A 22,444-nucleotide genomic window follows, 5' to 3' on the forward strand; every position below is an offset into this window, starting at 1 on the left:
GGGGAGGGCGGCCTAATGACAGGGGGAAAGAGATCGAAGCCAAAATAATGGCCCACCGTCTTCAAGTGTTTCATGTCGTTGGAAAGAAGCACCGTTCCCATGACCAGCGACAGGGAGATCGTCAGCAGCAACCAGAAGACCACGGGAATCGTCGGTTTTCCCAATGGCTGTTTCGCATTTGCGGACGACGAATTATCGGGCAAGCTTGTCTTCTCCGGTCCGAGAAGGATTTCGATCGGGCTGTCTAAATCCAGCAGTATACATTTATCCGTTAAATATCTTTGGCTTCGTGTCGGCAATTGGGCGCCTTTATGCCCTCGCCATCAGGATGGGCGCGGCAAATTCGGTGAAGACGCAGCACCATCCAATCGGGAACAGCTCGTGCGGCTCTATGAAAGCAGTCGCCGCTGGTCTGGTGCTTTCGTAACTTCGAGATATTGCTTTTGATCGTTGTCTTGAATTCAATGAATCCATTGAATTATTTAAAGTATTTTCCGAGATTCTGTATTCTCTTGTGTATTTTGTTCGTCGAATTTTTAATATTTCGCGCATAGATTTTGTTTTTAATTATAAAACTCCGGATTATATCTTTTTATATCCTTGCTGTTTGGTGGATCTCATCAAATTTTGGACGTATTCTTCGATAGTGTCTGCCGCGCAATTGCGGAGGGGGACATGTCCGTCGAATTAGACGCAACTACCTATGTTCATGCCAAGCCGACAACCGCGCATTCCTACATCTTGCCCGCCGTGCTTGACGCGCTGGAGAGCCATTTCGACGGTTCTGCGAAAAACGACGTCTTTGATTTGGGATGTGGTACGGGCGGCGCGGCCGCTGCTCTTGCGGAGAGGGGTTATTATGTCGTTGGCGTTGATCCTTCCAGCGATGGTATTGCCAAGGCCAATATCAACTACCCGAACTGCCGCTGAATGTCGGCTCGGCCTATGACGATCTTTCCCGGGAGTACGGCACGTTCAACGCCGTCATCAGCCTGGAGGTTGTCGAGCATGTCTACGATCCGAGGGCATTCGCCTCGACGGTGTACGATCTTGTCAAGCCGGGCGGCGTCGCCGTGATGTCGACGCCCTATCACGGTTATCTGAAGAACCTTGCACTCGCCACGATGGGGAAAATGGATGATCACTTCATGCCGCTGAAGGATCATGGGCATATCAAGTTCTGGTCGAAAGACACCTTGAGCATGCTGCTGCTGGATGCCGGCTTCGATAACGTCCGTTTTCGTTATGTCGGAAGAATTCCCGTCTTGGCTAAGTCGATGATCGCCGTGGCTCAAAAGCCTCTTTAGGGGCGGTTTCTAAGCGGCCGTCATTTCGAACAGCAGTGCGCGAGCGCAGGTTGTTTATACTGTGAGCAGCGCTGAAAAAAATCGTTACGAAATATTTACTTTTAGTTGCATTTTTGCTTAAACTCTCCATTATACGGCTGGCATGCTGATAAAGTGGGAGACTTATTCACATGAAGGCTAAATCCCCGAATTCGATCGACGTCTATGTTGGCAACCGCGTCAGGGTGCGGCGAAAGACGCTCGGGATGACCCAGCATGGTCTGGCCGAACTTCTGGGCATTACCTTCCAGCAGATCCAGAAATACGAAAAAGGAACGAACCGGATAGGCGCCAGCCGCCTTCAGCGCATATCCGAGATTCTTCGCGTGCCTATCGGCTTTTTCTTCGAGAACGGTGGCTCCGGACCGATCGAAGGCGAGACGAGCGAATTGAACAAGTTTTTGTCCTCGAAGGAGGGGCTGGCGCTCAACAAGGCGTTCATCGCTATCGAGGATCCGAATATCAGGCAAAAACTGGTGGCATTGGCCAAAAGTCTGGCCGTCGCCGGCTTGTCGGAGATCGACGGTGATTTGCAGGATCCGGTTGTAAACGGCTGAGGACGGATGGTGCATCGCCTGCAAACATTCGGCGATCTGCGGTTGATCGAGACGAATGGTGACTGCTCAGCCGTCCGGTCATGGGGCTGTTGATGACGGCCCATATCTATGCCGGGGCGCTATGAATTCAGCCCTACATCCGGCCCACTATTCCGACAGGATCATATCGCCGGGAGAGACTCTTTCCCGCGTCGAACCCTTTTTGGCTAGGTTCGGCATTACCAGGGTTGCGCGACATACCGGCTTGGATGACATCGGAATTCCCGTCTGGTGCGCCTATGCCCCGAATTCGCGGTCGATCGTGATTGCTCAAGGAAAGGGCCTGACCGATCTGGACGCCAAGGTATCCACTGTCATGGAGGCCCTCGAACGGGCTGTTGCCGGCGAACCCTTCGTCAAGCGCGTCCACGGTTCCTGTTCCCGCCTGCAGGCGATGGGCTACCAAGTCGACAGGTTGAGCTGCCTGACCGCCGTCCATAAACCCGATCTCGGGCCGGATGACGAAACCGAATGGGTTGCTGGTATCAATATCCTCAGCGGCGACGAAATCCACATTCCCTTCGAAGCGGTGTTGCTCGACCGGACGCGGGACGCGCGATACTGGATGTCGTCGGATGGCCTGGCTTCGGGAAACAGTGTCGAGGAGGCAATTTTTCATGGCGTCCTGGAGCGCATCGAGCGTGACGCTCAGGTGCTGTGGCAGGTGGGTGGGGAAGCCAATCTCTATGCCGGCTGCGTCGATCCCCGCGGCTTTGAGGATGGTGCCCTTAACGGGCTGGTCGACAAGATCGAAGCATCGGGATTGGCGCTCCGGCTGTTCGATATCACCAGCGACATCGCGATCCCCTGTTTCACCGCGATGCTCGGTCCTAGGGAGCTAATTCCAGGCTCCAGGCATGGTCACGCTGACAGGGACATTCGGCTCGTCGAGGTGACCGGCGGCACCGGGGCGCACCCGTCTCCCGTGCGGGCGGCCATTCGGGCGGTGACGGAAGCCGTGCAATCCCGGCTGACCTATATCAGCGGCGCCAGGGACGATATTTCTCCTGCCACTTTCTTAAGATCCCTTCCGTCGCTGATGCGACGGGCCTTCGATGCGGTTGCCGCACCGCCTGCCGGCCTCCGCCATGACGGCGCGGCAGGCTATCGGGCACGGAATCTGCCGGAGCTGCTGCAACAAGTGCTTGACGCTCTGCGCAACCGAGGGATCGCTTCGGTCATCCTAGTCCGCCTCAGCGACGACACGCTTCCCTTCAGCGTCGTCAAGATTGTTATCCCCGAGCTCGAAAATCCGGAGGGGGAGCGCGCCCGGCGATTTGGAACAAGGGCTCTGGCCAAGGCGATCGGGTTTTGAAGATCATTTTCGCAGGTCCCAGTCTTCACGATGCGGCATCGCTCGCCGGCGAGGCGGTCCGCGTCCTGCCGCCCGCCATGCAAGGCGATGTCCTGGCTCAGGTGGAACAGGGCGCCAACGTCATCGGCCTGATCGACGGCGGCTTCGAATATGCCGCACCGGTCTGGCACAAGGAAATTCTCCATGCTCTCTCGCTTGGCGTGGCCGTTCTCGGGGCAGCAAGCATGGGCGCCTTGCGGGCTGCGGAATGTCATCCGTTCGGGATGATTGGGATCGGCCGCATTTTCGAAGACTATCGCACCGGTCGGCTGCTGGACGATGCCGCCGTCGCACTCATGCACGCGCCGAGCGCGCTCGGCAGCAAGCCGCTGACTATACCGCTCGTCAATGTCACCGCCACGCTCGATGCGATGGCAGATAGCGGACTGCTCGCAGCTGGCCTGCGCGAGTGGCTCGAAGATGCGGCAAACGCGATCTTTTTCAAGAAGAGGACGTGGCGGGCGATCGTCGAGCAATGCGCCGGTATAGCCGAGCCGGACCGTCCGCAGCTGCTGGCGACGCTTCTTTCGAATTCTGTCGATCAAAAACGCATCGATGCCCTGGAATTGCTGAAAGCCGTGCAGGACGCTCGTGACATCCGCTCGAACGCCGATCTGCCCTGGAAGCTGCATGCAACCGCGTTCAGTACGCGTTGTGCATTGTAAATCGAAAGCAGCAATTCTCACCAATGGTTGTGTCACGCTTTTTTCACGGGCTCAATCACCTCTGCGCGCGTATCATTACTTCAATTCGTTGGAGAAATGCTCATGGGCGTGACATCAATTGCCAAGGCAAATGCAGACCAAGGGGCGGAAGATGGTCTGAACGAACTCATCGCGCTGGCACGGATGATAGCCTACGCGCGACAGGTCGCTGACGATGTCAAGCTGCAATTCGCGACGAATTGCCTCGATCTGGCGCTCGAGGCGGTGAAGCAGGAGGTGGGGGAAGGCTTCACCAGGGAACTGGCCGAATTGAGCTCGCCGGTTCCGCAAGTGAGTGTGAGCTGTCACTAGCCAAACGACTGGAGCGGTTCTGCGCTTCCATAACAGTTGAACCGCTCTAATGCCTGTCGCCCGGAAGTGTCCAGCGTTCCGGGTGATATGCATTAGACAAAGGACATATCGCGCGTCGCTCGGCGCGATGCGTCACGCCTTCAAACTTGCGCATAACCGCGAAAATCAACATCGATTTTCGCGGTTATGTTTGTACGATTATGGAGGCGGCGCGCGGGGAACCATTCGATCCCTTCGCGGGAGATAAAGAGCTCAAGCTCACGCCTGGGCAAATCCATCTCAACTGCTGTTTGGAGAGGTTCGGGTTGTTGGGGCTACGGATGGTCGAAGCGTTGCTCAGGATCTGTCTGAAACGATCCGCTGTTCGGCTACAAGCGAAGAGTTACGGTATCCTCGACGTTGCTTCCGGGAAGGGAAGCGGCGCGACTTCGCGTTCACATGGCTTCTGCGCGATCGGCCGATCGACGGCCGATCCCTGATCTCAGTGGGTCAAATTGCGCTTCTGGGCCAGGAGTAAAATGTAATCGTCGGCAATGTCTGCGATGGCCATTGCGACTTCCGCCGGATCGCACCCTTCGACCTTCGTATTTGCAATGAACTGATAAACCGCCTTCTCGATCTGCTTCCGGCAAATCATCACGCGTTCATCGTAACCAAATTCCGGAATATGCGATGCTATATCACTCATCAGGTCGGCTCCCTCACTACTTACAGTGACCATGACACAAATTATAAGTTGAGCAAGCAAATGCTTTATGAAGGGTTAATTCCCTGTCGAGGTGCGACCATTTCGACACAGGTGTGGCGCACCATAAGACGCCTTCGGCGTGTTCAACGGGACGGGCTCGAAGAAGGCCGGTCGCTTCGTGTCGGAAGATCGCGAACGAGGCTGACGCCGCGGCTTGGCGTCGGTATCTCGGCCGGACATGCCGGAACCTATGCGCTGCGGTTGAGACGGACAGACCCACTGCTGCCGGCGGAATTGCGCTGTGTTTGCGGTCTAACCATCTGATCTGGCGACATGTTGCGCCATCATATATCTCCACTGCCGTCACGGGACCGTCATTGGTGGCACCGGCAACGCTCCGGCGTGCGGTCATCTCCGTGACTGCCGAGCCATCAAGTATGATCCTCATCCGGTGTAGCCGCGAAGTTTGCGGGGCGGCTGAAACCCGAGGTGGGAAGCGGCTTCAGCTGACTTTTTGCCCCCTGATAAACACTGGAACCCGAGGACGGCAGTAATTAGAGACAGAATAACCTGCGGCCGCTAATCGGAGTGATCAAGAAAATTTTTATCAAAAGGTTAAATAATAAGTTTCAGATGGAGGTTGTATTTAAATATCAATTAAAAGATGGCTTAAATTTTATGCGTATATAATCGCGCTATGTATTGTACTGCGGTTCTTGCGGTTTATTAGTGGCTAACATGTGTCGATATCGACTGTGTGACATCGGTTGTTGGTAAAATTACATCGATGCATAGGTAGGCGTCGGGATCGCCTTTGAAATATAGCTGCCGATATCGCCCGCGCTGGCGGCGGGCCTCCAGTCTACAGTTAGAAGAATGTGAGTTTATCTCATCAGGCAGATCTCTGCCGGGCGATACCATTATTCAAAGCAATATTTTCTATGCCGATACAAAGGCAACAGCAATCGCATTTGCGGCAAGCGTCCGGGAAGCAAAGCAGAGAACCCGCCGGGGTGGGTGGCGGGTCCTCCGGTAGAAATGCTTGCACAGTGCGTAGGTATGATTGCAGCTAAATTCGATCTTGTCTAAGATTTTTATTGGGGTAATTATACAATTACTTTAATTGTGTTCTCCGAGCATAGTATCCTTCAAGGGTCGCCAAATGGAAAGCTCACCCCGACGAGCATTCTCAACCATCCATCATTTCTAAGAGCAGCCGGCGACTTTGCCTTTGTGCACGCGGTAAGCCAGCAGCACCGGATCCGCAACCGACCTCCTGTATCAACTTGATGATGTCGAGAGGTCTGTGGATCGCATTTCGGGCGGCCTCAGCCGGCGAGAACGCCGATCGCGCGACTGAGTATACCGTTTGATCCACCGCAGATGCGAGGCCTGAGCGATGCGGAACGGAGTACCGTTGCCCCGGCCGGCGTCTCGGCGAGGCGGGATGGATACAGATCAGCTTCCTCACAGGTAGATGGTAACCGTCTTTTTGGCGGCCGCGTCGCTTTTGTAGCGGCAATCTATCGACTACCAACAGGTGCTGGCTAGAAATATCGTTGTCGTATAACCATTAGTCCATTTATGGAAACTCAAACGTCCATCCTGGTGTAACCTCTTTGCGATCGCGTGGACTTCGGAGTTGAGAGCTTGAAGAAATCGGCAGGAAGTGAAGTAACTGTTGCTGTTGTAATCCCGGCCTACAACGCGGAAGGAACTCTGGCTGAAACAATCAGCAGCGTTCGCAATCAAACGCATCGCGCGCTCGATATCGTCGTGGTGGACGACGGTTCGAAGGACGATACCCTGGCTATTGCGCATGAAATCGCTAAAATCGATCCGCGCGTGCGAGTATTGAAGCAAAGAAATTCAGGGGTCGCTGCTGCTAGAAATGCGGGTTGGCGCTCTACCTCCGCCGACCTGGTGGCATTCCTAGATGCTGATGACCTCTGGTCACCCGATAAAATTGAGCGACAGTTGGCGGCATTGGAGTCAGGAGGCCCACAAGTCGGACTGGTCTACACTTGGTACGCTATGATAGATCACAACAATTACGTTATTTACCGGAGCAATGAAGTTTCCGTCGAGGGAGATGCGCTCGACGGCGTACTTGCTCAAAACTTCATTGGAAATGGAAGCTCGCCACTCGTACGGCGGACTGTCCTCGACGCGACAGGAGGATTTGACTCCTCGCTCCAACAGCGCAAGGCGCAGGGATGTGAAGATTATCTCTTCTACTGCCTGGCCGCTGAACTCTCGCATTTTGCAGTGGTTCCAGATTATCTTGTCGGTTATCGCCAAACCCCCGACAACATGTCAGCAAATTTGACGCGAATGCTTCGGTCCTGGATTTTGGTCGCGGATGAAATGCTAAAGAGGCACCCGGAAAAGGTTCTTGCGATCCGGGCAGGCTTAAGCCGCTGTGGCCGGTGGCTCGCCCAGAGGGCGGTTGAACAAGGCCAATACCGCGCGCTCATCGGACTTGTGGCTACCATGTCGCGATATGACAAGCCCATTGCTGCCGAGATGCTTGTGGTCGACGCGAGAGCAAAGGCAATGGCGAACCTCAAAAAAAAGGCTCGATCATGGCTGAAGCAGGAACCTAATTTCTCTCCAAATCCCAATCATCGCTTTGCTCTGGGAACAAAGTACGATGCGGGTTGGACGGTGGACTACCCCATTCTTGTCTCAGCCAACTAACAGATTTGCGAACTCTGACTGGGTGATCCCGCGAAAAACCTCCTGTCTTTTCAATGCGAGTTTATCGGCATCCGCCCGCACCGTGCCACCGACGCAGCTTAACCCAATCCGGTAACCGCATTGTTCGGCTATGTCCCGGATAGCGGGGTCGAAGTCGCCGTACGGATATGCGACCGCCAGCACTTCTCGACCCAGGCGTTTTTCAAGCATAGCTTTGGAGCCAGCAAGCTCTCGCAACAGGCTCTCCGGTGCCAGGGCAGAGAGGCGCACGTGCCGGACACCGTGGGCACCCAGCGTCACGTCGCTGTTTGCGACTGCCGCAAGTTCCTCCCACGTTAGCAGTGGAGCCGGCGATCCATAGGCCGAATCCCATATTGCAGAGCCGCCGACCCTCCCGGTTGGGACAAAGAGTGAGGATGGGAAGCCGTATCGATGTAGCAGTGGGAGGGCATGCGTCATGAAATCGCGCGTAGCGTCGTCGAAGGTCAGGACTAATGTCTTTTCTGGCGGTTTGGCACCTTCGTCGAAACAAGCAAGCAGCCGGTCCAAAGTCATCCCGCGCCATCCGGCATCGCGCAGGAATGCCAGTTGAGTTTCGAAAGCCTCCGGAGACTGGCGGTATCGTGCCAGCTGTTCAGCACCGTCGTCCGAAACCTGATGATACATCAGGATCGGGACATCGTTCCAGTCGGCGGCGGCTTCCACAACTTGTCCCGCTCTCCAGCGTACCTGGCTGGCGACCTGAAGAGGCAAAGGCTGCGCTGTGTTTACTTCCACGCGTGTCGGCTCAAGGAAACCCCCGTGTTCCACCTTCTCGAACCTTTGGATTCTATAGAGCGGACTTTTGGCTTCGACCGAGAGAGTTAAATCCGGATGCTGGTCAAACATCTCGCCTATGCCGACCGCACCGAATTCATGCGGCCACCCGAATCCTGTCTCATGCGGCATATCAATCAGAAGGTTGGCGTGGGCAGTAACGAACCAACCACCGGTGCGAAGACTGCCCGCAATCTTATCGACTATCTGCCGGAGTTTTTCTCTGTTCTCGAAATAGTACAGAACTTCACTGCAGACGATGAGATCGTAAGGCCCTTCCAGCTCGTCATTCAAAAGATCCAACTGCCGATAGGCTACCGCGGAATCATGGTCCTGAAGCGAGGCCGCTCGAGCGACTGCCGACGCCGAAATGTCGGTCGCCAGCAGGTTGTCGACGCGGGAGGCCAACATCCGTGTAAAGGTTCCTTCCGCGCAGGCCAGCTCGAGGCCGTTTGAAAAGCGTCGATCGTCCAACACCGAGAGTGTTTGAAGATATTTCACAGTCTCATAGTTGTTTTGGTAATCCCAAGGGTCGACCTGGGAAAACAGCTCCTCCCAGTACGCCTCCGTATCGTATCTCGGCACCTCATCGCCGACTGGGCCGGTTTTTTTCGACGGCGTCTCCCTGGAGATCTGCGTTGAGGCTGCAACCGCCCGCTGGATTTCCTCTTCAACGATTCGATCGAATTCGGCGCGCCCGGCATGCGCCATGCCTGATATCGCGTCGACAGGTGTTGGCGTCGGCTCCTTCCTGTTCCACCAACCCGTTACGGCCTTAGCTCCGGTCCAATATGATATTTTCGCCATGAGCTTCAGCGTCTTTTGAGCTGCTCCGCTGTTGCTTCGCGCTGCCATGCTGGCGGAGGGGGCGCGCCGGTCCTCCTCATCAGCAAGATTGACGAAGCCATCTTCTGACAACGGGTGCGTCAGATCGTCGACCTCCGGGCCGAACACCGTCCGAAGTCGGCTTCGTATAGCATCCGCTTCGATTGCTCCGAAGACAACAAACTCCAGTTGCCCGAGCAGCGTCGAACCTCGCCAGATGCAACAGCGCAACCGCTCAATGCCGGGCAAGATAAGGTCGACGATAGGTCGATCCAAATCAATTGGCTGTATTCTTGTTGTTCCGATCGTGGCGGGCAGGTTGGCTGGCAGCTGGTCAGCGATCTTTCGCTCCAGTGCACGGATTAACAGGGAGCCAAAAGCTTCTTGGGGAGCATGCCGATTGAGCCAAGCCTCTAGGTCCGGAAGCTTGCCCTGGATCTTCGACCAAAGTCCGGGCCAAATCGGCTCGTCGGGGAAGGCGCCGACCACAATCCCGTCTATCATTATTGCGCAGAGCGTGTAAACGTCGGCGTCAGGCGGGATAGGCTCTGCCACCCGCTCAAGCAGTTCGCCAGGATTGTCGCCCTGACCTATTGAGGCGCCGACAAGCCAGATCGCAAGATACCAGCACGCCATTCCCAGCCCAGCTTTTGTGATTCCCTGGGCGAGCGCCGGCACCGGATAGGCTATGCGCGGATCGGAATGGTGGCCGCGCCGGATCACTTTAAGACCAAAATCGAGATGCTTAAGCCTGTTTGACGACAGCGAACCGGCCTCTACGCCAACGTCAGCCATCAGGCCTTCGACCGGCGCAAATTCGGCGCCAGCTCGAGCGAGGCGCTGCCACAGGTCCCAGTCCTCGCACATCGTCATCTCTGGATCGAAGCCGCCGATTTCTGCAAGCCGGGACCGGCGAAGCAAGGCGGCGTGGATCGCGAAAGGGCAATAGCGCGCTGCTTCGGCAAACGGATTGTCCATTTTTACTGCGGGGTGAGACTGCCACCAGGGAGCGCCATTTTTCAGACGGCGCCAACCGCAATGCAGAATGTCGGCCTGCGGCAAAGTTCGTGTGTGGTTCAGCATGGTTTCGAGATGGAAGGGTGCCAGCGCGTCGTCGGAGTCGAGAAAGACGACCCAGTCGCCTTTCGCTTGTGCCAGTCCCGCATTGCGAGCAGCTGAAACGCCGCTCTGCTCCTGCCGCAGCACATGGAAGCGCGTATCCCCAGCCGCGAAACGGTCCGCGATCTCAGCGGTCTGATCGGTTGAGCCATCGTCAATGATGAAGCATTCCCAGTTGGCATGACTTTGCGCTATCAGGCTTTCCAAAGTCGAAGAAATCGTTGTTTCCGCTTCATGCGCCGGTGTAATGATGGAAACCATCGGCATAATTGTTGCTTCCTACGATAACGATCACGCTAGTGTACCCTGTCAGTTCGCGAGTATGATGATCTTTACTACTTTGAGGCAAGGTGTATTTAACCGGTGGCAAGAGTGAGCCTAAATGCCTGAACATCTCAAGGATGATGCGCTTGATCGCGCGAAGCGACGGGACCAATACTGGCGTCGTGATCAGTGGAAGCCCTTGATCCACATCTGTCTGCAATGGAACGATTTGCTGTTGGAACTTCTGACACGCGATCTGAAGATGAGATATCAACGGTCCGCAATTGGCCTCGGCTGGTCCTTGATGCGGCCATTGAGCCAGTTGCTGGTTTTTTCGCTGCTCTTTCGCAAGGTCCTGCCGCTAGATATTCCCCATTACACCACTTTCGTCTTTTCCGGCGTGTTGGCCTGGGGTTGGCTCAGCACTGCGGTGCCCGCAGCGACGACCTCCATAACCGGCAGCAGCGAACTGGTGCGCCGGCCGGGCTTTCCGATCGGGATACTTCCTGTTGTCGCAGTCATCACACAGGCAGTGCACCTTCTACTCGCTCTGCCACTCCTCTTCATCATCTCGTTTATGGAGACCGGGGCCCCGACTTTGAGCGTCGTCGCACTTCCACTCGTCTTCCTTGCGCAAGCGCTGTTTATGATGGGCCTGTCCTATCTTGTTGCGGTTGCGCATGTCCACTTCCGGGATACTCAACATTTGGTAGGCGTAATTTTGATGCTGGGTTTTTACCTGACACCCGTGTTCTACAGCCCACTTAAGGCCAGTGAACCGATGGCGTTAATTCACACCTGGAACCCGATGGCCTGGATTCTCGAGGGTTACCGCGCCATTTTCGTCGAACACGCTTGGCCTCCCGTTGATATCTATTGGAAGACTGCGCTGGTTTCTTTGCCGATGCTCATTGCCGGCATTTGTCTGGTCGAGCGTGGCAGCGCACGCCTTGTGGATGAACTATGAGACAAGGCGCCATCACCGTCCACGACGTCGGCAAGCGCTACCGTCCGCAAGGGGGTGCACGTTCCACCACCTTGAAGGGTTACCTTTTGTCCGGACGGTCCGTGGTACAGTCGAAAAGTTTTTGGGGCCTGCGCCACATCAGCTTTGCGGTCGCGCCTGGGCAAGCTGTCGGCGTGGTCGGACTAAACGGTGCCGGGAAGTCGACTTTGCTGCGTCTGATCGGCGGCGTTGGTCGTCCCGACGAAGGGCAGATCAAGGTGAGGGGTCGAATTGGTGCCTTGCTCGACATCGGGGCGGGCCTGACCGACGATTTGACGGGGCGCGAGAACATCTTCCTGCTGGGTGTTATCGCGGGAATGCGGCGGACCGAGGTTGCTGAGCGGTTTGACGAGATCGTAGCCTTCGCCGAACTGGAGGCGGCCGTTGAGAACCCGGTTCGCAGTTATAGCACCGGGATGCGCATGCGCCTGGCATTCGCCGTGGCAGTCCATGTGCGCCCGGATATCTTGCTTATCGATGAGGCCCTCGCCGTCGGCGACCAAGCCTTCCAGCAGAAGTGCATTGCAAGAGTGAAGGAGATACTGAACGGCGGCGCCACTATCTTCTTCGTGTCTCACGACGTCTCGCAGGTAAGGGAAATCTGTGATCACGTGCTGTTCCTGAGAGGCGGACGCGTCGTGGGCTACGGACCAATCGACGAAATGCTCCCGCTTTATACCTCGGCTGTCGAGGCGAAGGTCGCGAGCGTCCAGCACGAACCGTTCGCCGTGACGAAACTGCCCGTCGAACTTGTGCCGCAGGTCAGCCGGTTCGGCAATGGCGAACTCCAGATCACAGCCGTCGTGTTGCTGAACGAGCAAAGCACGCCGACAAGTACCATCGTTGTGGGCGACCGGCTGTCGATTTCACTGACCTATGTTGGCGCTACCAGAGATCGCAACGCGGTTATCGTCATCGGCATCTACGCGGCGGACGATACGTGCTGCTTCGAGACCGACAGCAAGTTGGCCGAATTCGCCCCTGTCGTAGACACGGACACGGTGCGCATCGAAACAACGCTCAATCGTGTCGACCTGGCGCCGGGCGACTATCGCGTTACGGTGGGCCTTTTTTCGGCGGACTGGCAGCAAGTTTACGATTATCACGCCGAAGTCTATCCTCTCGCCGTGACCGGCCCCGGCCCAAGAAAGGGTATGCTGAATCCTCCGACACAGTGGCAGCAGGTGCAGTCGCGCCCCACCGCGACCTCGCCGGACCACGGCTTATTGGGTCAGCACAGCTTGGATCGGAACTCCTGATGCGCCTTGCGGTTCGAGACATCGACATTCTTGACCTTCCGCCAGATTTTGAACCGACCGATGACTATCAGGGTGCACTTGTGCTGATCCGGGTGGCCGGTCGTCCGTGCGGCCAGGCTGTGATCGCTTTCGACAGCGATGGCGGCAAGATGCCAATTAAGGACCGGATTCTGTCTGCGGCCAGTTCGTCGGTCTTCGAAGCTTGGCTGAGGCATCGGCTGGCCCTCCCTGATCCGTCGCCGACTCCAAGTCAGCTGCCGAAAGCGTCCGTGGTGATCTGCACGCGCGATCGTACCGAGGATCTGGAGCGGTGCCTCACCGGGCTTTTGGCTATGCCCGATAAGGCCGATATTCTGGTCGTCGACAATGCCCCATCGAACGAGGCCACGCGAGATTTAGTCGGGCGCTTCGACACTGTGAGATATCTGCGCGAACCGCGTCCTGGTCTTGACGTCGCGCGCAATACTGCCCTACGCAACACAGAAGCAGACGTCGTCGCCTTCATCGACGACGACGCGGTTCCGGACCCGCTATGGCTTAGAACCTTGCTTCGCAATTTCGAGGACCCCCTCGTGCTGGCCGTAACCGGTCTTACCATGGCGGCAGAGCTGGAAACGGACTCGCAGATCGCCTTTCAGCATTTTGGCGGTTTTTGCCGTGGTTTCAGGCGTCAGGTTTATGATGCCTATAACCTGGACCCATTCACCGGATGGCATGCGGGTGCCGGTGTCAACATGGCATTGCGCCGAACGATCGTTGACGCGGTGGGGTGGTTCGACGAGGCTCTCGACGCTGGAACGCTCAGTCTGGCTGGTGGCGACACAGATATGTTCCGGCGTGTGCTCGAAGCCGGATATCGGATCATCTACGATCCCGAGGCTCTGAACTGGCACCGCCATCGTCGCTCAAGCAAGGAACTGCAGCAGCAGATGTATGGCTACGAGGTTGCATCGTTCGCCATCTTGACGAAGGCCCTCCTGTTCGAGGGAAACCCGCGTGCGATCCCTCGTATGTTTCGTTCGTACAGCAGGCTTCTTCGGCGATTGTTTCAACCTCGACGGACACACCAATTCAGCCTGCCTTACAACGACGCCTTAACGCAGGTCAGAGGTGCTGTGAGCGGCCCGGTTCGATATCTGAGGGCGCGGGCGAGGGCGCGAGCAGGGGAGGCAGGGCATAAGCGTGGTTGACATCAGCGTTATCATACCAACGCATAATCGTGCTGCTATGCTGAGATCGATTTTAAGCAGGCTCGACGCTCAGCGAGATGGGACCCCAGCGTTCGAAGTCCTGGTTGTGGCGGACGGGTGTGAGGACGACACGTCGACAATGCTCTCGTCGCTTCGCACCCGCGTTCCGCTTCGGACCCTGTCGTTGCCGGGCGTCGGTCCGGCACTCGCCCGCAATGCGGGGGCGCAGGTCGCGAGCGGCCGTTTATTGATCTTCCTTGATGACGACATCGAGCCCGGGGAAAACTTCGTTCGGGCGCATGCCGTTGAACATCAGCGCCACCCTGGGGGCGTCGTGATGGGGCCGTACCCGCCACTTCCGCACATTGCAAAGGATCGCTTCCGCCTCAGCGCGCGCGCGTGGTGGACGAGGCACTTCGAACGCGTGTCCCGCCCTGGACATCAGTTCGCCTTTACCGATGTGCTGACAGGAAACCTTTCGCTGAATGCAGAACTATTTCACGCAATGGGCGGGCTCGATCCTCAATTCGCCCGTGCACGAGAGGACTTCGAATTTGGTCTGCGCCTGATCAAAAAAGGAGTTCCAATTCGTTTTGCTCCCGAGGCATTGGGTTATCATCTCGAACATCAAACGACGACACTCACCGGAAAGATGGTGCGCAGGTATCAAGAGGGACGCTCCGATGCCTTGATGGCTCGTAAGCACCCCGACATACAGCGGCTGCTCGCGATCCATCGGTTTACCGGAAGAAAAGGGTGGAAGAGGCGTCTGCAAAGGACCATCGCTACCCGCGCCGGTTCTGTCCTCGACCCCCTCGTCAAGGCTGGCCCCCGCGTCCTCCAAATGTTGGAAAAGGCGGGCCTCCGCAGGCTCTATGAAAAGGTAGAGCGACAGTGCAATGGATATCATTACCTTCGCGGCGCCGCTGAAGTGTTGGGTGAGGATTGGCGGCTTCCGCCGGATCCGACAGGTTTCACTGATGAAATCGACGTGCTCGAGATCAATCTGGACCAAGGCATTGAGGCAGCCGAAGCTGTGCTGGCGGAACGCCGACCCCTCGCTGCTCGCATCGTGATTGGGACGGTACACGTTTGTGACATGGGTCATCGGATCGGCGCCGAACCGTGGGACGCACGGCATTTCCGTCCGTGGCTGAACCGCCAGGCAATACATAAATATCTTCCTGTGGCGCTTGCCGAATGGCGGGGTCAGCCGTTCAACGTTACCCCGCATTTGTCCGACTTTACGTTGAATACTCTCAATAACCCGAGTTTCCACGTGCATATGATCGAACAGCACCTCCAGTGGATGCAGGCGAAACTGCGTTCAGCACTCTATGACAATACGAGTAAATCGTAGCGACCGACGCTGCTACAGCCGACCGCCAGGTTCAGACGCCCTACCGGGCCTGCCGATGCGCCCGCCGCGGGGCAGGGATACGTCACGTCCGGTCCCAAGGTTTATGGCCGCCGAGTCAAGTCCATCAACAAACCGCTCAAGCGCCCGCACATGCGCATCAGCGAGATCACTGAATGCGTGAGCCATCGGAGTGTCATGGTCGGTGCCGAATATTGTGAACGGCTTTGCCGGATCGGCCGGTGCAGTTGGAACGAGAGGGTGGGTTTTTGGCGAATGTGCCTCGCCAATCTCGCCGGATGGGGCCGCGCCAGGAGCGTTAAAGTAGCGTAGCTCGACCTATTGAGATCATAGGTCGAGCCAAAATCCACCAGCATATGCTCGTTATTCTGCAGCGTGCGCTTTCATTTGGTCCCTGAACCAGTCAAGCGTCATGGCCACGCCCTGCTCGTAGCTGATCTTGCACGACCACTCGGGCATGACGTAATTGGCGTTGGTCAGGTCCGGCCGCCTGTTGGTCGGGTCCTGCGGCGGTGACGGCTCGAAGACAATCGGCACGCCGCCGACCAGTTTGGACACATATTGCGCGACTTCGAGCACCGAAATCTCGCGATCATTGCCGACGTTCAGAGGTCCCTTGTAGTCGGTTTCATTGATCCAGAAATAGCGGGCGAAACCGTCGACGACGTCATCGACATAACCCCAGCTGCGCGACTGCTTGCCGTCGCCGAATACCGTGATCGGCCGGCCCGCCAGCGCCTGGGTGATGAAGTTGGAGACGGCGCGGCCGTCATCGGACCGTGTGCGCGGACCATAAATGTTGAAAGGACGGACGACCTTGAGGTCGAGCCCCTCGGTGCGCTGCATTTCGAAAAGCAGCGATTCCGTGCAGCGCTTGCTCTCGTCGTAGGACGAGCGCGGTCCGGTGCAGTCCACCTGGCCCTTATAGGATTCCGGCTGCGGCGACACCAGCGGGTCACCATAAACTTCGGAGGTCGAGGTGAAGCCGAAACGTCCACCTTTCTTCAAAAGCTCCAGCAGCCGGAATGCCCCGAGAAGATTGGCGGAAATCGTCCGCTTCGGCTCCTTCATATACCATGGCGGCGATGCCGGGGAGGCAAGATGGTAGATTTCATCGAATTTTTCTGAGCTGCGCAACGTCTCGACGTCCGACTTCACGAAGTGGAAGCGGGGATCCCTGATGTGGGCGATATTGTCGAAAAGTCCGGTCCAGAGATTGTCAACAACAACCAGTTTTTCGACATCTGTTCTAAGTAAAAGCCGGTCGCACAAATGCGAGCCAATAAATCCAGCCCCGCCAGAAATCAATACGCTTTTCATTGCATCGCGCCTTGTGACGTTAAGAAGGTGAGTGTTTATTAGCATCACCTTTAAGGCGTGGCAATTGATTAGAAATGTTCTAGAAAATACTCGCTTATTAATCTTAATTATTTACACGTGTTACTTAAAGTAGTGTCGCCGGATTCGACATCGGAAACTTGCGGAAGGGTGGGCCCCGTCGATGGCAACCCATTTTATATCACGAGGGCCCTGGCTGGCGCATCAGGCTAAGGTCTGGCTCCATCGTCGGTAGCCGGGTGCACGATTTCAACTGTTGCAGTTGCGTCTGAGGCGGGGCGCTCGGCCTGTTTTCCGATCAGTCTGCCGAGAGCGCTGTTAATATTTGATAGGCTGCGGCGATGCGATCCTCGTTGGGATAGTTCTTGTTGGCCAGGATGACGATGCCGAGCCGCTCCCTGGGGATGAAGGCGACATAAGCACCGAAGCCGTTCGTCGAGCCGGTCTTGTTGATCCACACATCGTCGCGCGGTTGCATCGGCGGTCGCAGTTCCGAAACCGGCATGGTCTTCAGCATCGCGGGCGAATTGCCCTCCAGCAAGTCGTTCACCGCGACGGGATAGGCATATTGCTCCCAGATGAGATCCTGGGTCATCGCCCCTGCTGTGAAATATCCGATATGGGTGTTGGTGATCGCCTGCTGCAGTTTTTCGTCGAGCTTGACTAGGCCCATATTGGCGCCGACGAAGCGGATCATGTCGCCCGCAGTGGATTTGACGCCATAGGCCTCGGATGAGAGAACGGCCGGTGTCATCCGAGCGGGCTCGCCGCTGCGCTTATAGCCTTGAGCATAATCGGCCTGCCACGCTTTCGGCACATCGATATAAGTGCGTTTCAAGCCGAGCCCGGCAAACAGCTTGTCCTGCATCAAAGCCGCAAAATCCCCATGCATGGCTTTCGCGACGATATAGCCGAGCATGCCGATGCTGGGGTTGGCATAACTTCTCTGCGTTCCAGCCGCATAGGAGGGCTGCCAGGCTTTGAAATAGCCGAGCAGCTGTTTTTCGGTTTTGATCTCATCGGGAAGCTGTAGCGGAAATCCGCCCGCCGTGTGGGTGGCGAGATGCATCAAGGCGATATCGCCGAACGGCTTGCCCTTCATTCCAGGCAGAAATTTGCCGGCCTTGTCCGACAGCGAGAGTTGTCCGCTCGCTTGCGCGTAGGATGCTAGCGTCACCGTGAAGGTCTTGCTGATCGATCCGAGTTCGAAGAGCGTGGTCGACGCCACCGGCCTGCCGGTGTCCTTGGATTCGACGCCATAGTTGAAGATGTGGTCCTGACCGTCGGCGGTGATGGCGACGGCAACGCCGGGGATGGCGTATTTGTCCATGATCGGCTTGATCGCCGCATCCGTGATCGCCTTCAATTTGGTCTCGTCGGCGGCAAAAACACTTGTGGCGGCGCCGGCCGAGAGCAAAAAGGCCGATAAAATTCTCATCCCGATGCTTTTCATAACCGTCATCCTCCAATCGACATGGCAGCAAAAACAAGCGCAAAAGCGCATGGGGACGACGTTTAACGGCGCTATTTTGCAATCACAAATGATGATATCTCGCAGCAGCCACAAGAAAATCTAGGGCTCACATGGTTCGGCAATTCCTCCCCTTGAACGGCCTGCGCGCCTTTGAAGCCTCCGCACGGCATCTGAGCTTCACCCGTGCGGCGATCGAGCTCTGCGTCACTCAGGCGGCGGTCAGCCAGCAGGTCAAAGGCTTGGAGACGCGATTGGGGGTGGCGCTGTTCCAGCGTCTTCCCCGCGGCTTGAAAATCACCGCCGAGGGCGAAGCGCTGCTGCCGACAGTGACGGCTTCGTTCGACCAGATGGCGACGACGCTGGACAGGATCGAAGCCGGGCAGGTGCGCGAATTGCTGTTCCTCGGCGTAGTCGGGACATTTGCTGTCGGTTGGCTGTTGCCGCGGCTTGCGGATTTCCGGCGCCGGCATCCCTTTATCGATCTCCGCATGTCCACCAACAACAACCGGGTCGATCCGGCCGCCGAAGGGCTGGATTTCGCCATCCGCTTCGGCAGCGGTTCATGGCATGGAACGGAGGCGCAGCGCCTGTTCGAAGCGCCGCTCTCGCCGCTCTGCATCCCCAAGCTGGCGGAACATCTGCAATCGCCTGAAGATCTTGCCGGGGCGGTGCTGCTGCGCAGTTACCGGACGGATGAGTGGAGCAGCTGGTTTCAGGCGGCAGGCGTTCCCCCGGCGGCGCAGGTCAATGCCGGCATCGTCTTCGATTCCTCTGTCGGCATGATGGAGGCGGCCCTTCAGGGGCTCGGCGTCGCGCTCGCGCCGCCATCGATGTTCACAAGGCATCTTTCCTCAGGCGCGATCGTCCAGCCTTTCGCTACCGCCATATCGCTCGGCAGCTACTGGCTGACGCGCCTGCAGTCGCGGCCGGTCACGACGGCGATGCGGGCATTTTCGGACTGGATCGGTGCGCAGGTGAGCGCTGTATGATCATCGGAGCGCCCACGTGCGTGGGCGCTCCGAGCCGCATCATTGATGGAATGCCGAGGTCACTTCTGAATGCAGGTGTCGACGGTATCCTTGGTGCATTCGTCCAGCCCGGTGAACACCGGATCGTCGACCTTCTTGCCGGCGACCAGGTCCATCATCACGGTTGGCGCCTTGTAGCCCATTTCGAACGGCCGCTGGCCGACCAGCGCGGTGACCAGGCCTTCCTTGGCGATCGCCACTTCGTCGCCGATCGTGTCGGCGGCGCCGATGACGAACTCGTTCTTGGCGATCTTGTCGGCCATCGGCTTGAACAGGTCGCGGTAGGGCTGCGGGGCGCCGAACAGCGGCCAGCCGCCCATGATGCCGAAGGCATCAAGGTCGGTGTTGGCGGCAAGGATGTCGGTCATCGCCTGCACGCCTTTGGCGCCGTCGTCATTGGTAAAGACCGGGCAGCCGGCAACCTCCGTCCAGCCGCCTTCACCTTTCAGTGCCGCCAGCCCCTTCTGGCCGCTCAGCGTATCGCGCATGCCCTGGGCGCGGCGCAGAATGTTGTCGGCGCCGGGATTGCCTTCGATGGTGCAGATCTTGCCGCCCTTCGGCTTGGCCTTCTTGATGTATTCGCCGATCTTGGCGCCCATCAGATAGTTGTCGGTGCCGAGATAGGTCTTGCGCAGCGCCGCGTCGTCGGCAGCAAGATCGGCATCGAGCGTCATCACTGGAACGCTCGGATTGGCGGTCTTCAGCGTCTGGGCGATCAGCTTGGCGTTCGACGGCGAGATGGCGATTGCCGCGGTATCGGCCTTCCCCAGCATATCCTGGACGATCTGCGCCTCACCGGCCTCATCGGAGGTCGATGCCGGGCCGGTGTAGAAGCATTCATATTCGGCCGATGCGTTTTCCTTGTTCCACTTCTGGCAACCCTGGTTGATCGCCTCGAAGAACGGGTTGTCGAGGCCTTTGACGACGATGACCAGCTGCTTCTTGGCGGCCAAGGCCTGTCCGGCCGTCAGCGCCATAACTGCAGCTGTAAGCAATAATGCCTTCCTCATAGCTTCCTCCCATTGAAAAAGACGAGCGCTTCTGCACCCGCCGCGTCATCAACCTGGATACCAGACGACCCGAGGCTCCTCCTTCGAACGCTGGTGGTCCCAAGCCGAATTGATCAGCTTTTCCAGATCGTAGACCGGCTTCCAGTCCAAGAGATATCTGGCCTTGCTGTTGTCCATCCAGTTCGAGTGAAACTGGCTTGCAATATCGACCGAGCCGAGCCCGCGCTTGCGGGCAAGGTGTGCGGCGACCTCGCCATAATCGACGGGCCGATCCATCGAGATGTTGAAAAGCTCGCCCTTGGCGCGCGGATTGTCGATTGCCGCAAGGATTGCCGCGACGAGATCGTCGACATGCACGAAATTGCGCTTCAGCGGCCGCCCGTCGGCATCGCGCAACAGCGGCACCGTGCCATCATGCGCGTAACGCTCGGCATCATCAGCCGGCACCAGCGTCTTCCAGTCCGGCCCGCCGAAGACATCGTCGCCGAAGGACAGGGTGTATTTGAAATCGTCCTTCTCCATGATCCAGGGCGCCCTGAGGCAGCAGGTGTTGATGCCATACTGGATGGCGAACTGCTCGAGCATCACTTCTTCCAGCACCTTGGAGAGCGCGTAGCAGCCGGGATAGGCGCGATGCGGCGTCTTTTCGGTCACCGGCCCGTCATGGCGATAAAAGAAATGTCCGATCCCGGCATCGCCGCCGATCAGGATGAACTGCTTGGCCGTGGGGCTGGCGCGGAATGCCTCGAGCAGCCAGAACAGGCCCTTGACGGTGATATCCATCACGTCGGCCGGGATTTCCTTGCAGGTGGCGAGATGCACGACATGGGTGACGCCGTCCATTGCCGCTGCCACGACATTGCTGTCGGCGATCGAGCCCTTCACCACACTGATGCGGTCGGTCTCCTCGAACACACGATTATGACAAAGCGCGCGAATGCGTGCTTTGGAAAATCGCGGCTCGTCAAGCAGCCCAGTAATGAAGCGCCGCCCGACCTTGCCCGTAGCCCCGGTGACAAGGATCAGCATACCTCTCTCCCCAGTAACAGCTAATATGCCCGCGTTTCCGGCGTCAATCTGTATTTGTCGTACAAAATAGATTTTTGTGATGAGGGGCTGATTTAGCGGACATTTGATTGACGATTCCTGGCGCTTTTGCATTAATGCTCATAATCGCTTTTCCGGGAGGAGATCGGCCGAGCGAGATCGCAGGCGACTGACTGGCAACCGGGTAACCGGCGGCGAAAGCAGGCCTGCAGGTTCCGGGGAGGGTAGTCGGCTGGTCGCGGTTCTCGAACTCACCAATATCTCAAAACATTTCGGCGCCATCCAGGCGGTCAACGACGTGTCGTTTACGCTCGAAGCCGGCCAGGTCGTCGGCCTGATGGGCGATAACGGCGCCGGCAAAAGCACGCTGGTCAAGATGATCGCCGGCAACTTCCGGCCGAGCGAAGGCACGATGCGGCTGGAGGGCAAGGAGATCGTCATGCACCGCCCGGTCGAGGCGCGCCAGCACGGCATCGAGATCGTCCACCAGGATCTGGCGCTCTGCAACAATCTGACGGCGGCGGCGAACGTCTTCCTCGGGCGGGAACTGCGCCGCGGCATCGGCCCGTTTCGCATCCTCGATTACAAGACGATGTACCGGCGCGCCGGCGAGATTTTCAAGGAACTGAAATCGGAAACCCGCCCGCGCGATCTCGTCAAACAGATGTCGGGCGGCCAGCGGCAGGCGGTGGCGATCGGGCGCACCATGCTGTCGGAGGCAAAGATCGTGCTGATGGACGAGCCGACGGCGGCCATTTCGGTCCGCCAGGTGGCCGAAGTCCTCAACCTGATCCGCGAGCTGCGCGACCGCGGCATCGCGGTCGTGCTGATCAGTCATCGCATGCCCGATGTTTTCACCGTCGCCGACCGGGTGATCGTCATGCGCCGCGGCCGGAAGGTCGCCGACAAGGCGATCGCGGCGAGTTCGCCCGAGGAAGTCACGGGACTGATAACAGGGGCCATCGAACAGGTCTGAGCGGCAGTGCTTAG

17 protein-coding genes and 2 pseudogenes are annotated in these 22,444 nt (G+C 57.6%); 12 read left to right on the plus strand and 7 right to left on the minus strand.

The window, feature by feature from the left end; all coding sequences use genetic code 11:
* Positions 1-203: pseudogene (locus tag K6N12_RS34295) on the minus strand (DUF6030 family protein); the annotation flags it as partial.
* 472 nt (positions 204-675) lie between these two features.
* On the opposite strand from K6N12_RS34295, the pseudogene K6N12_RS26400 reads away from it, so the two are divergent.
* The 5 genes and pseudogenes from K6N12_RS26400 to K6N12_RS26420 all read left to right on the plus strand — a co-directional run bounded on the left by K6N12_RS26400 (position 676) and on the right by K6N12_RS26420 (position 4,312).
* Positions 676-1,307: pseudogene (locus K6N12_RS26400) on the plus strand (class I SAM-dependent methyltransferase).
* A gap of 170 nt (positions 1,308-1,477) precedes the next feature.
* A complete protein-coding gene (locus K6N12_RS26405; RefSeq protein ID WP_003590742.1) occupies positions 1,478-1,903 on the plus strand; it encodes a helix-turn-helix domain-containing protein in 426 nt (141 codons plus the stop codon).
* 163 nt (positions 1,904-2,066) lie between these two features.
* Entirely contained in the window at positions 2,067-3,257 is a 1,191-nt protein-coding gene (locus tag K6N12_RS26410) for a YcaO-like family protein (RefSeq protein WP_179867134.1), read from the plus strand.
* Positions 3,254-3,961, plus strand: coding sequence for a TfuA-like protein (locus K6N12_RS26415; protein WP_222149015.1), 708 nt, complete (start codon positions 3,254-3,256; stop codon positions 3,959-3,961). The genes K6N12_RS26410 and K6N12_RS26415 overlap by 4 nt, the downstream gene beginning before the upstream one ends.
* Positions 3,962-4,063: 102 nt before the next feature.
* Positions 4,064-4,312 (plus strand): hypothetical protein, encoded by a 249-nt coding sequence (locus tag K6N12_RS26420; protein ID WP_003590747.1) that lies wholly within the window; start codon positions 4,064-4,066, stop codon positions 4,310-4,312.
* A gap of 481 nt (positions 4,313-4,793) precedes the next feature.
* Here K6N12_RS26420 and K6N12_RS26425 read toward each other — a convergent pair whose 3' ends face one another.
* The gene (locus K6N12_RS26425) at positions 4,794-5,000 is read right to left on the minus strand and encodes a hypothetical protein (RefSeq protein WP_012558648.1); all 207 of its coding nucleotides are present in this window, start codon (positions 4,998-5,000) and stop codon (positions 4,794-4,796) included.
* A gap of 1,650 nt (positions 5,001-6,650) precedes the next feature.
* Between K6N12_RS26425 and K6N12_RS26430 the strand changes: the two genes are divergently transcribed.
* A complete protein-coding gene (locus tag K6N12_RS26430) occupies positions 6,651-7,700 on the plus strand; it encodes a glycosyltransferase family 2 protein (protein ID WP_097626805.1) in 1,050 nt (349 codons plus the stop codon).
* Here the strand turns inward: K6N12_RS26430 and K6N12_RS26435 are convergent.
* The gene (locus tag K6N12_RS26435) at positions 7,689-10,727 is read right to left on the minus strand and encodes a trifunctional glycosyltransferase/class I SAM-dependent methyltransferase/polysaccharide deacetylase (protein WP_097626424.1); all 3,039 of its coding nucleotides are present in this window, start codon (positions 10,725-10,727) and stop codon (positions 7,689-7,691) included. The genes K6N12_RS26430 and K6N12_RS26435 overlap by 12 nt on opposite strands.
* A 115-nt stretch (positions 10,728-10,842) precedes the next feature.
* Between K6N12_RS26435 and K6N12_RS26440 the strand changes: the two genes are divergently transcribed.
* Genes K6N12_RS26440 through K6N12_RS26455 form a run of 4 tightly spaced genes read left to right on the plus strand, consistent with a single transcriptional unit; the run spans position 10,843 to position 15,539 of the window.
* Positions 10,843-11,691: an ABC transporter permease gene (locus K6N12_RS26440; RefSeq protein ID WP_097626426.1), complete on the plus strand. Its 849-nt coding sequence runs from the start codon at positions 10,843-10,845 to the stop codon at positions 11,689-11,691.
* Positions 11,688-12,989 (plus strand): ABC transporter ATP-binding protein, encoded by a 1,302-nt coding sequence (locus tag K6N12_RS26445; protein ID WP_097626428.1) that lies wholly within the window; start codon positions 11,688-11,690, stop codon positions 12,987-12,989. The genes K6N12_RS26440 and K6N12_RS26445 overlap by 4 nt, the downstream gene beginning before the upstream one ends.
* Positions 12,989-14,179 carry a glycosyltransferase family 2 protein gene (locus K6N12_RS26450; RefSeq protein ID WP_097626430.1) on the plus strand — a complete coding sequence of 397 codons (1,191 nt, stop codon included), beginning with the start codon at positions 12,989-12,991 and terminating at the stop codon, positions 14,177-14,179. Before K6N12_RS26445 ends, K6N12_RS26450 begins: the two co-directional genes overlap by 1 nt.
* The gene (locus K6N12_RS26455; RefSeq protein WP_097626432.1) at positions 14,172-15,539 is read left to right on the plus strand and encodes a glycosyltransferase family 2 protein; all 1,368 of its coding nucleotides are present in this window, start codon (positions 14,172-14,174) and stop codon (positions 15,537-15,539) included. The genes K6N12_RS26450 and K6N12_RS26455 overlap by 8 nt, the downstream gene beginning before the upstream one ends.
* A gap of 381 nt (positions 15,540-15,920) precedes the next feature.
* Here K6N12_RS26455 and K6N12_RS26460 read toward each other — a convergent pair whose 3' ends face one another.
* On the minus strand, positions 15,921-16,877 hold the full coding sequence (locus tag K6N12_RS26460) for an NAD-dependent epimerase/dehydratase family protein (protein ID WP_097626434.1): 957 nt from the start codon (positions 16,875-16,877) through the stop codon (positions 15,921-15,923).
* 316 nt (positions 16,878-17,193) lie between these two features.
* Positions 17,194-18,348, minus strand: coding sequence for a class C beta-lactamase (ampC, locus tag K6N12_RS26465; protein WP_097626437.1), 1,155 nt, complete (start codon positions 18,346-18,348; stop codon positions 17,194-17,196).
* 131 nt (positions 18,349-18,479) lie between these two features.
* On the opposite strand from ampC, the gene K6N12_RS26470 reads away from it, so the two are divergent.
* Positions 18,480-19,358, plus strand: coding sequence for a LysR family transcriptional regulator (locus tag K6N12_RS26470; protein ID WP_097626439.1), 879 nt, complete (start codon positions 18,480-18,482; stop codon positions 19,356-19,358).
* A gap of 59 nt (positions 19,359-19,417) precedes the next feature.
* Here the strand turns inward: K6N12_RS26470 and K6N12_RS26475 are convergent, their stop codons facing one another.
* Together K6N12_RS26475 and K6N12_RS26480 are read right to left on the minus strand one after the other, a co-directional pair.
* The gene (locus K6N12_RS26475) at positions 19,418-20,407 is read right to left on the minus strand and encodes a substrate-binding domain-containing protein (RefSeq protein ID WP_097626441.1); all 990 of its coding nucleotides are present in this window, start codon (positions 20,405-20,407) and stop codon (positions 19,418-19,420) included.
* 48 nt (positions 20,408-20,455) lie between these two features.
* Positions 20,456-21,436 carry an NAD-dependent epimerase/dehydratase family protein gene (locus tag K6N12_RS26480; RefSeq protein ID WP_222149016.1) on the minus strand — a complete coding sequence of 327 codons (981 nt, stop codon included), beginning with the start codon at positions 21,434-21,436 and terminating at the stop codon, positions 20,456-20,458.
* A 103-nt stretch (positions 21,437-21,539) separates the two neighbouring features.
* On the opposite strand from K6N12_RS26480, the gene K6N12_RS26485 reads away from it, so the two are divergent.
* Positions 21,540-22,430: an ATP-binding cassette domain-containing protein gene (locus K6N12_RS26485; RefSeq protein WP_097626445.1), complete on the plus strand. Its 891-nt coding sequence runs from the start codon at positions 21,540-21,542 to the stop codon at positions 22,428-22,430.
* Positions 22,431-22,444: the final 14 nt, after the last annotated feature.

The sequence above is a fragment of the Rhizobium redzepovicii genome (assembly GCF_019793435.1).
GTDB lineage: Bacteria > Pseudomonadota > Alphaproteobacteria > Rhizobiales > Rhizobiaceae > Rhizobium > Rhizobium redzepovicii.